9 protein-coding genes are annotated in these 14,847 nt (G+C 52.4%); 6 read left to right on the top strand and 3 right to left on the bottom strand.

Annotation, left to right across the window (positions count from 1 at the left end; genetic code table 11):
* Window positions 1-203: 203 nt before the first annotated feature.
* From treZ to NDI45_RS07490, 5 genes are all read left to right on the top strand, one after another.
* On the top strand, window positions 204-2,033 hold the full coding sequence (treZ, locus tag NDI45_RS07510) for a malto-oligosyltrehalose trehalohydrolase (RefSeq protein WP_348246918.1): 1,830 nt from the start codon (window positions 204-206) through the stop codon (window positions 2,031-2,033).
* 283 nt (window positions 2,034-2,316) lie between these two features.
* Window positions 2,317-5,112: a malto-oligosyltrehalose synthase gene (treY, locus tag NDI45_RS07505; protein WP_348247022.1), complete on the top strand. Its 2,796-nt coding sequence runs from the start codon at window positions 2,317-2,319 to the stop codon at window positions 5,110-5,112.
* A gap of 308 nt (window positions 5,113-5,420) precedes the next feature.
* A complete protein-coding gene (sepF, locus tag NDI45_RS07500; RefSeq protein ID WP_190791790.1) occupies window positions 5,421-5,957 on the top strand; it encodes a cell division protein SepF in 537 nt (178 codons plus the stop codon).
* Between the two features lie 43 nt (window positions 5,958-6,000).
* On the top strand, window positions 6,001-6,864 hold the full coding sequence (locus NDI45_RS07495; protein ID WP_348246917.1) for a Tab2/Atab2 family RNA-binding protein: 864 nt from the start codon (window positions 6,001-6,003) through the stop codon (window positions 6,862-6,864).
* A gap of 81 nt (window positions 6,865-6,945) precedes the next feature.
* Entirely contained in the window at window positions 6,946-8,256 is a 1,311-nt protein-coding gene (locus NDI45_RS07490) for a TldD/PmbA family protein (protein ID WP_348246916.1), read from the top strand.
* Here the strand turns inward: NDI45_RS07490 and NDI45_RS07485 are convergent.
* From NDI45_RS07485 to NDI45_RS07475, 3 genes are all read right to left on the bottom strand, one after another.
* On the bottom strand, window positions 8,253-8,405 hold the full coding sequence (locus tag NDI45_RS07485; protein ID WP_190791861.1) for a hypothetical protein: 153 nt from the start codon (window positions 8,403-8,405) through the stop codon (window positions 8,253-8,255). The genes NDI45_RS07490 and NDI45_RS07485 overlap by 4 nt on opposite strands.
* A 538-nt stretch (window positions 8,406-8,943) precedes the next feature.
* The gene (locus NDI45_RS07480; protein WP_190791862.1) at window positions 8,944-9,636 is read right to left on the bottom strand and encodes a serine/threonine protein kinase; all 693 of its coding nucleotides are present in this window, start codon (window positions 9,634-9,636) and stop codon (window positions 8,944-8,946) included.
* A gap of 370 nt (window positions 9,637-10,006) precedes the next feature.
* Window positions 10,007-11,359, bottom strand: a complete 1,353-nt coding sequence (locus tag NDI45_RS07475) for a hypothetical protein (RefSeq protein ID WP_348246915.1) — start codon at window positions 11,357-11,359, stop codon at window positions 10,007-10,009.
* Window positions 11,360-11,492: 133 nt separating this feature from the next.
* Between NDI45_RS07475 and NDI45_RS07470 the strand changes: the two genes are divergently transcribed.
* On the top strand, window positions 11,493-14,810 hold the full coding sequence (locus NDI45_RS07470; RefSeq protein WP_348246914.1) for an alpha-mannosidase: 3,318 nt from the start codon (window positions 11,493-11,495) through the stop codon (window positions 14,808-14,810).
* Window positions 14,811-14,847: the final 37 nt, after the last annotated feature.

Here is a 14,847-nt window from a genome sequence, read left to right as displayed (position 1 = left end):
CGCTCGAACGGTAGGTGGACATCGCGGTTGTTTAGGAGCGGGGGGAGCGGCAAATCCAGCAAACCCCCTATCAGGGCGGGGAGGTTCTAACGGGATAGTTCTCAGGGGTGATGTGAATCCCTGCCGAAATGTGTAGAAAAATAAAGGATTTGTTTGATAATCCGCTTTTTCTCGCCCGCATTCTGAACTTCACAAACGCCGCCATGCAAATCGGATCCCGCTATCTTGGTAACGGTCAGTGTCAATTTACTGTCTGGTCGCCGCTCAGCCAGCAGGTCGATCTTCATCTCGTGTCGCCCGAAGACAAGCTCATTCCGCTTCAGCGCAGCGAACAGGGCTACTGGCAGACCACGATTGCTGCCGAACCCGGCACGCTATATTTCTATCGACTCAATAACGAGGTCGATCGCCCCGATCCCGCATCGCAATCGCAGCCGCAGGGTGTTCATGGGGCTTCTGAAGTGGTTGACCAGGGCAAGTTCACCTGGAGCGATGAGCAGTGGCAAGGGGTTCCGCTTGAAGATCTGGTGATTTACGAACTTCATGTCGGCACGTTCACAGCCGAAGGAACCTTTGATGCGATCATTCCCCGCATTCCCGAATTGCTGGAGCTGGGGATCAATGCGATCGAGATTATGCCCATTGCTCAGTTTCCGGGCGATCGCAACTGGGGCTATGACGGGGTATATCCCTACGGGGTGCAGCAGTCCTACGGCGGCGTGGAAGGCTTAAAGCGATTGGTGAACGCCTGTCATCAGCAGGGCATGGCGGTGGTGCTGGACGTGGTGTATAACCACATGGGACCGGAAGGCAATTATTTCAGCCAGTTTGCGCCCTACTTTACCGATCGCTACCGGACGCCCTGGGGCAGCGCAATGAACTTTGACGATGCCTACAGCGACGAAGTGCGGAATTATTTTGTCGAGAACGTGCGCTACTGGCTGCAAGATTATCACCTGGACGCGCTGCGGTTGGACGCGGTTCACGCGATTTACGATTTTGGCGCAAAGCACATTTTGCAAGAAATGGCAGAAGCAGCTGATCAGATTGCGGCTGAAACCGGATGCAGAAAATATTTAATTGCCGAAAGCGACCTCAACGATCCGCGCATTATTCGATCGCCGGAAGCAGGCGGCTATGGCGTTCATGCGCAGTGGTGCGACGATTTTCACCATTCGCTGCGAACAATTCTTACTAAAGAAAGCCATGGCTATTATGCCGACTACGGCGACCTCGACAAGCTTGCCAGAGCCTACCGGGATAGCTTTGTTTATGCCTGGAGCTATGCGCCCAGCCGCAAACGACATCACGGCAATACAGCAAGCGACTGCCCTCCCAGTCAGTTTGTGATTTGCACTCAAAATCACGATCAGGTCGGCAACCGAATGCTGGGCGATCGACTTACTGAAATCGTGTCGTTTGACGCGCTGAAACTGGCGGCGGCGGCGATGCTGCTGTCTCCCTTTCTTCCGATGCTGTTTATGGGCGAAGAGTACGGCGAGGAAGCTCCGTTCCAGTATTTTGTTAGCCACGGCGATCCCGATTTGGTGGCAGCGGTGCAAAAGGGTCGCAAAGAAGAGTTTGCTGCGTTTCATGCAGAAGGCGAAGCTCCCGATCCGCAGTCGGAAGAAACGTTTATGCGATCGAAGCTGAACTGGGAAAAGCGGCATGAAGGCAAGCACAAAACCCTCTGGCAGTTCTACCAAACCCTCATTCGCATGCGGCGAGAAATTCCAGCACTGACGTATAAAGACCGGAACTGTATGGAGGTTGCCGTGCTGGATGACGAACAGGTGCTTACGCTGCGTCGCTGGTATCAGGATCAGGAAGTGGTTTGTTTATTTAACTTCCACGCGAAGCCTGTGGATCTCAGCCTCACTTTAGCGGACGGCAACTGGAAAAAGCTGCTTGATTCCAGCGATGCCGCTTGGAATGGAAGTGGATCAACCTCTGCCGAAACCGTCACTGTCAATGCAGCACAGCCACAGACGTTTCAGCTGAATGCAGAAAGCGTTGTAGTGTATAGCAAATAGCGTTTTGAGCTGTCAACCGTTCCCGGCAAGGCGATCGAGCGTTTGCCTGTTCTGTTGGAAGAATTTCCTCAGGCTGGAATCTACCTTACAGGACTCCTCTTTTCAGAATAAGTGTGGCAATATACTCATACCTGAAAAGCAAATTGCCGTCGCACCCCGGATATGAGCGCATTGGTTGACTATACATGGGTTGCCCATATATTGGTCGCCGATCATTGTTTACATAAAAACCAAACAGCAGTTTTCACTGGTCTCTGAATTAAAAGCCTTTAGCCCCCCTATGATGCGAATTCCCTTAGCGACTTATCGGCTTCAGTTCACCCCGGACTTCAGGTTTGCTCACGCTCAGGCGATCGTCTCTTACCTGGCAGAACTGGGCATTTCAGATATTTATGCCTCACCCGTTTTAACAGCGCGTCAGGGCAGCACCCACGGTTATGATACCGTCAACCCTAAACAAATCAGCCCAGAGTTAGGGGGGGAAGAAGCCTTTAACGCACTCCTTGAGGAACTCAAGCCCCGGGATATGGGTTGGCTGCAGGACATTGTGCCCAACCACATGGCGTTCGACAGCCAAAATTACATCCTGGTAGATGTGCTGGAGAACGGTCCTGACTCCCAATATCACGACTATTTTGACATCGACTGGAATCATCCTTACGAAGGGCTAAAGGGAAAGGTACTGGCGCCCTTTTTAGGTAAGTTTTACGGCGACTGTTTAGAAAGCGGTGAACTTCAGCTTAAATACAACGAACAAGGCATTTCGATTAATTACTACGCGCTCAGTTTCCCGATTCGGATCGAGTCGTATAGCCACGTGCTGATGCACAATCTATCGCAGATTCGCGAGAAGTTAGGACGCAATGATCCGAGTTTTGTGAAGCTGCTGGGCGTTCTGTATATGCTGCGCTACATTCCATCAGAAACAGAGCGGCGAGAACGCTATGACCAGATCACCTTTATTAAGCGAATGCTTTGGGAATTGTGGAATGATAGCCCTGAAATCAAAGCATTTATTGAAGAAAACATTCAAACTTTCAATGGTGAAGCTGGCAATTCTGCAAGCTTTAACTTGCTGGACAACCTGCTATCAGAACAGTTTTTCCGCCTTTCTTATTGGAAGGTTGGAAACGAAGAGCTAAACTATCGGCGATTCTTCACGGTGAACGATTTGATCGCAATGCGGGTTGAGGAAGAGCGCGTTTTTGACACGACCCATTCCTTTATTTTTCAGCTTGTTGAAGAAGGCAAATTTACAGGCTTGAGAATTGATCACATTGACGGTTTGTATCATCCGGCACAATATATTGCTCGTTTGCGAGAACAAGCCCCGGATGTGTATCTCGTCGTTGAGAAGATCCTGGAACCTCATGAAGAGCTACCGCTTAATTGGGCAGTTCAGGGAACGACAGGCTATGACTTTATGAGCAAGATAAACTGCTTATTCTGTCAACAGTCCAGCGAAACCGAATTTGATGCTATCTATCAAAACTTTATCGGTCGAGCAATATCCAGCGAGGAACTGATTGACGAAAAGAAACGCCTGATCATCGGCAAACATCTAGCAGGCGATATTGATAACCTGGCAATTTTGCTGAAACAGCTTTCGGAACGCTATCGCTACACCAGTGACTTCACTATGTATGGTTTGAAGCGGGCACTGGTGGAAGTGCTGGCCATGTTCCCGATTTATCGCACCTATGTCAGCTCCGAAGGATTTCGGAAACCTGATCAGGAATGCCTGCGGCAGGTCATTGAGAAGGCAAAAGAGAAGATTCCCAACTTCGACAATGAGGTGTCGTTTATCGAAAAGTTCCTGCTGCTGGAATTTGACGAAAAACTGCCAGAGGAAGACAAAAAACTCTGGCTCCATTTCATTATGCGAATGCAGCAGTTTACGGGACCGCTGATGGCGAAAGGTGTTGAAGACACGGCAATGTACGCCTACAATCGCCTGGTTTCTCTGAATGAAGTGGGTTCGAGCATTTCTCAGTTTGGCATCTCGATCGAAGACTTTCACGCCTACAACCAGAATCGAGCTGCCCAGTGGCCCCATGCCATCAGTGAAACAGCGACCCACGACACCAAGCGGGGCGAAGATGTACGTGCCCGACTCAACGTGCTGTCGGAACTGCCGCAGGAATGGGAACACCATCTGAAAAACTGGCATGCCATTAATGCACCGCTCAAAGACACCGTAGACGGCTTGGATGCTCCTGCTCACAACGACGAATATTTCCTGTATCAAACGTTGCTGGGAGCTTATCCGTTTGATGCTGCCGAACACGATACGTTTATCGATCGCGTTAAAGAATACGTGATCAAAGCCTGTCGCGAATCGAAAGTTCACTCGTCCTGGCAACTGCCCGACAGCGACTACGAGGCTGCCTATACGCAGTTTGTCGATCGCATTTTGAAGAACACCGACGACAATCTGTTCCTGCAAGAATTCCGCCCTTTCCAGCGCAAGCTTCAGCACTACGGCATTTGTAATTCGCTGTCTCAAACGCTGCTGAAGATGACCGCTCCGGGCGTACCCGATTTCTACCAGGGCACAGAGCTATGGGATTTGAGCCTGGTCGATCCCGATAACCGCCGTCCGGTGGATTACGAAAAGCGGTTCCATTTCCTCAGAGACCTGAAGCAGCAGATCGACACCGACATTTTCGGCTGCATTAATCAACTGCTGAAGTCGCCTGACGACGGACGGATCAAACTCTTCCTGATTCACCAGGTACTCAAAGCGCGTCACGCCCTTGCCGACCTGTTTCAGCGCGGCAGCTACGAAAAAATCGCTGTAGTGGGCAGCCTGAAGGCGCATTTGACTGCCTTTATGCGCGAGTTGGGTGACACCAAGGCGATCGTCATTGCGCCCCGCTTTCCGACAGCGATCGTGAAAGAAGGCGAATACCCGATCGGCGAACAGGTCTGGCACGAAACTCGCCTGCTGCAACCCCCCGGATCGTCTTCGCTATGGCGCGATGTGATTACGGGACGGGAAATCTCCAGCGAGGAAACGATCTGGATTAAGGAAGTACTGACTCATTTCCCGGTTGCGCTGTTGGTGAGTCAGGAGTAGGAATGGTTTGAGACCCTGGTTTGAAAGCGATAAAAGGGGCTACATTGCTTCCTAAATAGAGGATGAAAGGGGCAATATAGCCCCTCAATTCCTCAAATCTGGGGAACTTTGAGTTCCCTCAAGCGAGCCAGGTTCCTCTTAGCATTAGAAGGCAAGATTAGAAGGCAAGGGGCAGTCGGGGAAGAACCCTGACCGATAAAGCATTCTTTTAAGACGAAAAATCAACATCTAGCGTCCAAAATTGGTATCCGATCGCCAACATCGCACTACAATAAGAACAAGCGATCTGGTCTAAGGACAGAACGGTCATGAATCTTTTCCAACGGTTGCGGGATGTGATCGGGTTAGGCGAGGGCTACGACGAGTACGACGAGTATGACGAAGATGGCGAACTAATCGAAGGCGAACCGCCAAACGACGGCCGATCGCCTATGCAGCGGTCTGCGTCGGGAAAAGTCGTGGGTATGCCCGGTGTGCTGATGGAAGTCACGCTTATGCAGCCGCGATCGTTTGAAGAAGCTGCTCAGGCGGTTCTGGCACTGCGCGAACGCAAATCGGTCGTTTTAAACCTGGGATCACTCGACCCTGTTCAGGCGCAACGCTGCGCGGACTATGTGGCAGGCGGGGCATTTGCGATCGACGGACATCAGCAACAGCTCAGCACTCACATCTTCCTCTTTACCCCCAGCTTCGTCCAAATCACCCAATCCGGCGTCGAAGCCACCATGCAGCAAATCGCCCAAGCGCAACAAAATCCCTGGATACCCCCCAATTCCGCCTCACCTACCTCCTCATCCACCTATCTCCCTACCTCCTCATCCACCCGTCCCCCTCGCCCCCTATGATGGAGATCGCTGCCACCCATCATCGGACACCGATCATCGAACAATGACAACTGTTTGGGAGCTAGATTTCTACTCGCGCCCCGTGCTGGACGAGAACCAAAAAAAACTCTGGGAAGTGCTGATTTGCGAAAGTCCAATGGACATTCAGCGACAGCCAGATTCGCTGTTTCGCTATGCCGAGTTTTGCCCGAACGCTCAAGTCAACTCGGTTTGGCTGCGAGAAGCAATCGATCGGGCGATCGAAAAGGCAAGCCAGCCCCCGGATAAAATCCGCTTTTTCCGGCGACAAATGAGCAACATGATCACCAAAGCCTGCGAAGAAGCCGGAATTCCGGCTTACTCCAGTCGGCGTACGCTCGTTTTGCCGCAGTGGATTCAATCACGAATGCAGGACTATTACCCCACCCTGCCGAATTATCAGGCGAGTAACAATCCCTCGGTTGCCATGCCTACGTCCCAAGCCCAGCCTTTGCCGGATGCGCTCGTGGGCGATCGATGGGCATCTGTCACGCTGGAGGCGGCTGCCTTTTTGGAAATGCCGGAATGGGAAATTGGCTTTAGCGAATCTTTTCCACTGAGTCTGTTTGACATCGCGCCCGACCAGCCGATTCCTGGAATAATCATTTATTCCTCGCGTGCCCTGCCCCTTGCCGCCTGGATGTCGGGCTTAGAGCTTGCCTTTGTTCGTTACAAAAGCGAATCGCCTGCTCAGCTCTTGCTGGAAACGGGCGGGCTTGACTCCTGGGTTTTGGCTTCGCTGCCGAAACCTGCGCTGCAATCTGAAGCAAAAGAGTTTGAAGCTGCTAAACAAGAGGCGAACGGCGTACATTTTATTGCGGTGCAGTCGCCCACCCAAACCGAAGCGTTCGCAGGCTTCTGGCTGCTCCAGGAAGTGAAGCTAGCCTAATGTCCCCCAATCCCGGAAGATAGGGAAGAAGCAAAACGTCTCTGTTCTCCCTCATTGACCTTTTCTCCAATCACAAGAACTATGGGATCTGACCATTCCCCCTCGGAATTACGGGCAGAGCAACTGCTGCAACTTGCAAAGCGATCGGGCGCAGAAGCCGCAGAGGTGTTTGAGTCACATTCGCTCTCACGTCCGGTCTTTTTTGAGGCGAATCGGCTAAAACAGCTTGAAAGCTCCCAGTCTGAAGGCGTTGCCCTTCGACTCTGGCGCAACGGCTGTCCGGGCTTAGCGGTTGCTTATGGTGCGGTTGAGCCTCAAGCTCTGGTCGATCGTGCCCTTGCCCTCAGCGAACTGAATGAACCAGAGACGATCGAACTCTCACCGCCTTCGGGTCAGTCTTACCCGGATTTGGGTGAGTCAATTCCTGTTGAAACGCTAGTGGAATGGGGTAAGGAGTCGATCGCCCTGGTGCGAGAAGCATACCCGGAAATTCTTTGTACCGCTGAGTGGGAGTGCGACGCAGAAACGACCCGCCTAATGAATACTGAAGGCTTAGACTGCGGCTATACCGACACGACCCTAAGCTGCTATCTCTCTGCTGAATGGGTGCGCGGTGATGATTTCCTCAGCGTGTCCGACGGGCAAACCCAGCGCGAACCGCTTGATCCGGTGCTTCTGGCACAGCAGATTATTCAGCGATTAGACTGGGCAAAACGCAATACGGCTCCCCCCGTGGGAAAAGTGCCCGTCCTGTTTACGGCAAAAGCTGCGGATATGCTCTGGGGCACCGTTCAGGCGGCTCTGAGCGGCAAACAGGTGATCGAGCGGGCTTCTCCCTGGAGCGATCGCTTAGGCGAAACGGTGACTTCCCCCAGCATCACGCTCAGTCAGGAACCCGATCGCGGTCCCTTTAGCTGTCCGTTTGATGACGAAGGCACCCCGACCAAGCCAATTACCTTTATCAAAGACGGCATGTTGCAGTTGTTTTATACCGATCGCCGAGTAGGTCGGCAGTTGGGCAGCGGCACGACTGGAAATGGTTTCCGTCCGGGCTTGGGCGGCTACCCGACTCCGGGACTGTTTAACTTGATCGTGCAGCCAGGAACTGCTTCCCTGAGCGAGTTGATCAGCAAACTGGAAAGCGGCATTATCGTTGATCAAATGCTGGGCGGCAGTGCCGGAATGTCCGGCGAGTTTTCAATCAATGTTGATCTGGGCTATCGCGTCGATCGCGGTCAGATTGTTGGACGGGTCAAAGATACGATGGTGGCAGGCAACGTTTATACTGCGCTGAAAAACCTGACAGAGCTAGGCAGCGACGCAGAATGGAACGGTTCCTGCTACACGCCATCCCTGATCGTTGAAGGACTCTCGACCACGGGACGCGGCTAAGGTAAATAGCCCGATAGAGCAGTTGGCAGCACCCAGTGCAAATGAACGGGCAAAGTTGGTTTTGCATCGGACGGAGCAAACAGGCAAATCGTCGCGACAGTGAGAATGGTAGTCAGCCATGTGCTGATAGATTCTGATGCGTATCTCATAGACATATCCGGGAAAGGCAGAAGTACAGAAGCGGCAAACCCGATTGAGGAGAACTGGGTAGCTGCACCTGATGAACGGTAAGGACGCTTAGCCAAAAAACTGATAACCGAAAAAGTCATAACCGAAAAACTGGCGACCCTAAGCAGGTCAAACAGTCCGACCATTCAAACTGTTCTTTGAACTCTATCGACGATCGCGAGAGGAATCGCTGTGCTGAATCTTTTTTGCCAAAAAATCATCACGCAACCGCGATGCAGAATGGCAGATGAAGAAGAATTGTATTGCCGAAAAAGAACCCTGTAGAAAATGTGCCAAACAACACATATTGCGTTATGGCTATCCTGTCACAGTTGATACAGAGGCAACCAAACCTTTGTACAAACTTTATAAAAAGCCTTAAAAATCAAGAAAACTCTATTTAGAGTAAAATTAACTTCAAATCTCAAATTGATTTCATCACCGTATCCTGGGCAAAGCGAGTCTTTCGCCAGGTCTGGACGCTGTGCTATCTGCTTTATGCAGGGTATCCCAGCCGCTTTAGCCGTGGGAAGATCTTAAAAATAACCCTCTAAATTTACGGCTTCTCATTTGTCGTAGTTTTCGGTAAAAGGCGCGAACCCAATCCAATGTCCAACTGGGAACCCGAACTTTTAAAGGAAGCAAAATCGGGCGATAGATCCAGCGGTAGGCTCGCTTCAGGTCGTCCCAGGCAGAACAATAATCAGCGTGCAAAAAGTCTGACACATCCACCACAACACCCCGACGAGCGGGCGTCATCATCACGTTTTTGCCGTGAATATCGTGAGGATTTAATCCTAAGGAACGGGCGTAGTCCAGTGCGCGATCGATGTCTCGAATAATCTGAGGTGGAATGGCAATGCCTCGATGCAGCGCATTCCACAGCGTCACCCCTTCCAATCGCTTCAGGATTAGAAAGTTCTTTCCCTCAAATAAACACTGAGAAAAGGCAGGATGATCTCCTAGACGACGATACACTTCTGCCTCTTCCTCTAACCCAGGACGACCCGGCGCGTACACCTTCACCACGAACTCTGGATAATCCGGGTGGCAGAATACAGCAGCATAGTTGCCTGCCCCTAACAGCGTCCAGGAGGAAGGATATTGCCTCACAATCACAGGATCATGGGGACTGTTGCTGCTCACTTCCAGTTCAGGGAGAAGTTCGTGCTCCACACGATCGCTGAATCGAGCCGCCAAATTATTGCCCATTAGATCAACGCTCCTGACCAGAGAAAAGAGAACCCGTTCACTTTCTATACAAATACAAAACCAGAGCAGCGATTCCGTCAAACTTCCGGCAAACAAGGATACCCACAATGCTCCACTAATAATGGGAACTCTAAATTTCTAAAGCGATCGAGATTCCTTCAGCAAGGGTTGGCTCAAAAGGCAGTTCGGGGCACAAATATTGCTTTTCAAATATTGCTTTTCAAATACTACTTTTCAGATACTACTTTTCAAACCTCCGCTAACGTTTATTTTTGTTTTGCTATTGGTTTTGCTATTGATTCGGCAGATTTATTCAGCAAATTGATCCAGCAAAGTCATTCGGCAAATGGCATTTACCTTATCGTTCGCCCTATCGCCAGCGACGAATCCAATCCCAAATTTTTGCGATTCGATCTTCGATCCAAACCATGCCCCGATCGAGCCATTCTAAAAGCTGTTCAAGCGGATGTTTAATGTAGCCGACAAGCTGTACTTCCGCTTCGATGTAGGAAGCAACTTCAATGGCTTGACTGGTTGCAGCAGGGTGAACGGCAATCTGGTCAGGCTCAGGCGCAACGGTTGCTAAAGCAGTTTCCAACGGCGTAAAAGGAACGACCTCCCGGCTGACGGGCACATTCACCGCGATCGATTTTGGCATGGTTCGATACAGCTGAACGGCTTTGGGGGCACGGTTCCAGGTTGCCAGCACGCCTTTGTTGTACCGCTCGATTGCGCTGGTGTCCGTGACTTCCCAGTCGGGGGGATGATCCAAGCGATTCAGGCGATCGAAGAAGGCTTGAGTTCCTAACTGGAGCCAGCGAAATTTGCGGTCGGTTGGCTGCGGTTTCTGTCGCATTGCTGCGCTGAACGCCTTCGACCATTCCTCGAACGGCAGCCAGTTGACCTCCGCCGACCTCAGTTGCGGCTTCTCAGCTTGGCTTGCTGTCAGCCTTCTAGAGAGCCGGGCTTCTTGAAATAAATTTGTTGAAAGGGCGATCGTGCCTCGCTGTTCCCATGCCATGAGCTGATAAAACAACCGGATCGGCAAAATTGCATGGGGAGAATGCGGCAGGGGTAAAAACGGATCGACAAAAGGGGACTGACTCAAAGCGAGACTGCGCTGCTGTCGCCAGTATTCTGCCAGTTCTAAAACGATGAGCCGCCGAAGCTGCTGCTGTTGAGGCTCGGTTAGCCCGTCTAAGAGCTGATTTTGCACCGTCACTAAAACCAGCTTTTGAGATTCAATTAAACAGGCAATGCCGCGCACCCGCAGCGACGGGGATTTTCCGGGCTTTGCCCTGGGCGCAAACTGAACCGACTGTGAAGAGTCTTTTAAAGCAGGCTGAAGCTGGATTTGATCGATCGGCAGCGAAATTCCCATTGCCTGCACGGCTGCCAAAACTTTGCGAATCGGAGTGTCGCTGGTGAGCGGCTGTCGTTCTATAGGAGCCTGGGTCGATGCTGAGTCGTTGCCTCGCTGCGGTAGTCGCTGCACGGCTGCCTGAAGTCGGGGCAGGGTTTGGCCAATGCTGTGTCGCAGTTGTTTGGTGGCGAGTCGGCTGCTCTGAAACGCCAGATAAATTGGATAAAGCGTAATCTGCACGCCCCAGACGGCCATCAACTTTGCCTGTCGCCACAAAATGCCCGATCGATCCTGGATCTGGATTGACTGGTGCGACAAGAAACTCAAAAAGCGGCTGTTGTATCGTCCAGAAGAAGACATAGCGGCAAAAGGGCGGCAAAAGGACGGCAGGAAGAACGCAATGGAAGGACGGTAGAAAGAACGCGAGAAAAAATGAGGCGATGATAAAGTCAGGAAGGCAAATCCTGAGCAATGCCTTGATCTTATCGAAATTATGACAGACTCGCTGCCCGTGCCCGCTCTGAGCCAGGCGATCGCCCGTCTCCGCCAGCTTACTCAATTCAACCTGCAAGCCAATTGGCGCATTTGTGAAGCAGACCTGCCGCTTACCGCCGCACTCGATCCGCAAAGCTGGAATAGATGGACAATCGCCTCGGCGAACGATCGCGAGCATATTGCCTGGGAAAAAGGGCAGCGCGTGTTGTGGCTGAGCCATCGGCTGACGGTTCCGGCGGAACTCAAGGGCTATCCGTTGACGGGAATGACGCTGCGGCTCTCGCTGGTTTGGTGGGCGGAGGCAGCGCAGGTATTTGTAAACGGCGATCGAGTGCAGGAAGGCGATTTGTTTGACTGTCAGACGCGAATTTGCCTCAGCGAAGCCGTTCAGCCCGGCGAAGAAATCGATCTGGCGATTCGGCTGGTCAGTCCGGGACACGATAATGGCGCGCTGGTTCGATCACTGCTGCTGTACGAGCGAGAAAACCGTGAGCTTGACCCCTGCCCAGAACCGGGATTTGTTGCCGATGAACTGGAGGTGCTGCAAACCTATCTGACGACATTCGCCCCCGAAGCTCTGGCAGAAGTCGCGGCAGTCGTTGATTTTCTTCCCTGGGAAGAAGTCAGGGATGCTGCCCGGTTCGATCGCGCCATCACCTCGATGCGGCAGCAGCTTAGTTCCTGGAGCCAGTGGATCAAACAGCGATCGGTTTACTTGTTGGGACACGCCCACCTCGATCTGGCATGGCTCTGGGAAATCGACGACACATGGAAAGCGGCAGAACGCACCTTTCGATCGGCTCTCGATTTGCAGCAGGAATATCCTGAGCTGATTTTTGGACATTCCACCCCTGCCCTCTATCACTGGATTGAAACCAACCGCCCAGACTTATTTGCTGAAATTCAATCGCAAGTCAAGTCGAACCGCTGGGAAATCATTGCCGGACTCTGGCTGGAACCAGAGCTGAATTTGATTAGCGGCGAGTCGATCGTCCGACACATTCTTTATGGGCAGCATTACACCGAAGAGAAATTTGGTCAGATCAGCCGGGTTGCCTGGTTGCCCGATACCTTTGGCTTTTGCGGGCAGTTGCCCCAGCTTCTCCAGCAGGGCGGTGTGGAATACTTTGTCACCCAAAAGTTGCGCTGGAACGACACTACCCAGTTTCCCTATGAAGCTTTTTGGTGGCAGTCTCCCGACGGTAGCCGCATTTTCAGCCATCATTCTGCGCCGATCGGAGAAGGCATTGATCCGGTAAAAATGGCAAGTTACGCCTGCAACTGGGAAAAGAATTCGGGTCAACCCATTGTCCTCTGGCTGCCCGGAGTGGGGGATCACGGCGGCGGACCCACCCGCGATATGCTGGAACTGGTGCGTCGCTGGCAGCAGTCACCCTTTTTTCCTAACCTCGAATTCAGCACTGCCGAAGCCTTTCTCGATCGCCTCCAGTCCCTTACCTCAGATTTGCTCCCCACCTGGAAAACCGACCTGTATCTGGAATTTCATCGCGGCTGCTACACCAGTCATGCCTGCCAAAAGCGATTTAATCGGCTCAGTGAACGGCTGCTCTACGAAGCCGAACTGTTTTCCTCGATCGCGACTTTGCTGCTCGGCGTTGAATATCCCCAGTCTCAGCTAGAGTCCGCCTGGAAGCAGGTGCTCTTTAACCAGTTTCACGACATCTTGCCCGGTTCTGCCATTCCTGAGGTGTACGAAGACGCAAACCGGCTCTGGCAAAGCGCGATCGACACTGCCACTTTCCTTAAACAGCAGGCACTCCAGACGATTGCCGCCTCTCTTATGCTGCCCGAGCCACCTCAGCCAGGAGCACAGCCCGTTCTTGTCTTTAACTCGCTGACGTGGGAACGATCGCCCCTGATTTGCCTGACGCTGCCCGCTGGCCACTGGCAGGTTTGCGATTTCGCTGGACAACCGCTTGCCAGCACTCACGAAGCAATTGATTCAGACACAATCCGCTTCACGTTTCAGCCCACCCCGATTCCCGCACTGGGCTATTGCTGCTTCTGGCTGGTTCCCGCCTCAGAAAAACTTTCAGAAGAAATGCTGGCTTTGCTGAATTTGAGCCTGTTTCGCTCCCCTACTCCCTTAACTTCTGAGGGAACCAAGTCAGTTCCATCTAACGTTCAAAGCCCTGCAGTATTGAGGAATTTAGGGGGCGATGCCGGAGCCAGGCTATCCCTCTCCAATTCTCCTGTTGCCTGTGAGGAATACCTACTCGAAAACGAATTCTTGCAGGCAACGATCGATCCACAGACCGGGGACATCGCCCGACTCTACGACAAATCGAGTCAGCGGGAAGTGCTCAAGGGGGCAGGTAATCAACTTCAGGCATTTCGCGATCGCGGGCAATATTGGGATGCCTGGAACATTGACCCTAACTATGCCAGCCATCCTCTCCCTGCCACAGAGCTGACCGAAATTCGACAAGTTGCCCATACCCTGCTGGAAACCCGGATTCAGGTCGTTCGCCGTCTGGGGCAATCCACCTTTTACCAAGCCTACAGACTGGCGCACAACTCCCGGATTCTCACGATCGAAACCCAGGTGGACTGGCAAGAACAACACATGATCGTCAAAGCCGCCTTTCCGCTCAATTTGGAAGCCGATCGAGCCATCTACGAAAGTCCGTTTGGCGCGATCGATCGTTCCACCCGACCGCAAACCGAGGCAGAAAAAGCCCAGTGGGAAGTCCCGGCGTTAACCTGGGCAGACTTGAGCGACGAAACCTACGGCGTCAGCCTCTTGAGCGACTGCAAACACGGCTATGATCACCAGCCTGATCAACTCCGGCTCACCTTGCTCCGCGCTCCCATGTGGCCCCATCCCGATGCCGATCGCGGCTGGCATGAATTCACCTACGCCATCTATCCCCATTGCGGCAACTGGCAAACCGCCCAAACCGCCCGACGAGGATATGAACTTACCCATTCGGTGCAGGTTATTTTGCCTCAGCAATCCTCGATCGCCCAGCCCATCCTGCCGCCCCAGGGCGAATTTCTAACGCTGCCGCCCGATGCCCCTTTCCTGGCTGCCTTCAAACGCTCTGAACGTAATCCGACTCAGTGGGTGCTGCGCTGCTTTGAAGGACAGGGACAGTCTGCGGCGATCGACTGGCAATCAACTGGTGGCTTGCTGGCTCAGAAACTCAACTTTCAGAGCGTGTGCAAAACCAATCTGCTAGAAGAATTTGAAGGAGGAGGGATTGATTCCTCAGGGAACTGGGGAGCGATCGAGCCAATCACGCAACTCGCACCGTGGCAAATTGCATCTTTCTTGCTGACAGAGAAGAAATAAGCTTTAGTTGCTAACACGCCTCAAACCCTCCCCAATC

It is taken from the genome of Leptolyngbya sp. GB1-A1 (assembly GCF_039962475.1).
Taxonomy (GTDB): domain Bacteria; phylum Cyanobacteriota; class Cyanobacteriia; order Elainellales; family Elainellaceae; genus Leptolyngbya_A.
The sequence above is the reverse complement of the archived record's forward strand: the minus strand, read 5'-3'. Positions and strand labels throughout refer to the sequence as shown.

Coding starts and splice junctions, on each gene's coding strand:
- NDI45_RS07490 (WP_348246916.1), top strand. CDS start 6,946: ATGGGATCTGACCATTCCCCCTCGGAATTACGGGCAGAGCAACTGCTG.
- NDI45_RS07475 (WP_348246915.1), bottom strand. CDS start 11,359: ATGTCTTCTTCTGGACGATACAACAGCCGCTTTTTGAGTTTCTTGTCG.
- sepF (WP_190791790.1), top strand. CDS start 5,421: ATGAATCTTTTCCAACGGTTGCGGGATGTGATCGGGTTAGGCGAGGGC.
- NDI45_RS07480 (WP_190791862.1), bottom strand. CDS start 9,636: ATGGGCAATAATTTGGCGGCTCGATTCAGCGATCGTGTGGAGCACGAA.
- treZ (WP_348246918.1), top strand. CDS start 204: ATGCAAATCGGATCCCGCTATCTTGGTAACGGTCAGTGTCAATTTACT.
- NDI45_RS07470 (WP_348246914.1), top strand. CDS start 11,493: ATGACAGACTCGCTGCCCGTGCCCGCTCTGAGCCAGGCGATCGCCCGT.
- NDI45_RS07495 (WP_348246917.1), top strand. CDS start 6,001: ATGACAACTGTTTGGGAGCTAGATTTCTACTCGCGCCCCGTGCTGGAC.
- NDI45_RS07485 (WP_190791861.1), bottom strand. CDS start 8,405: ATGAGATACGCATCAGAATCTATCAGCACATGGCTGACTACCATTCTC.
- treY (WP_348247022.1), top strand. CDS start 2,317: ATGCGAATTCCCTTAGCGACTTATCGGCTTCAGTTCACCCCGGACTTC.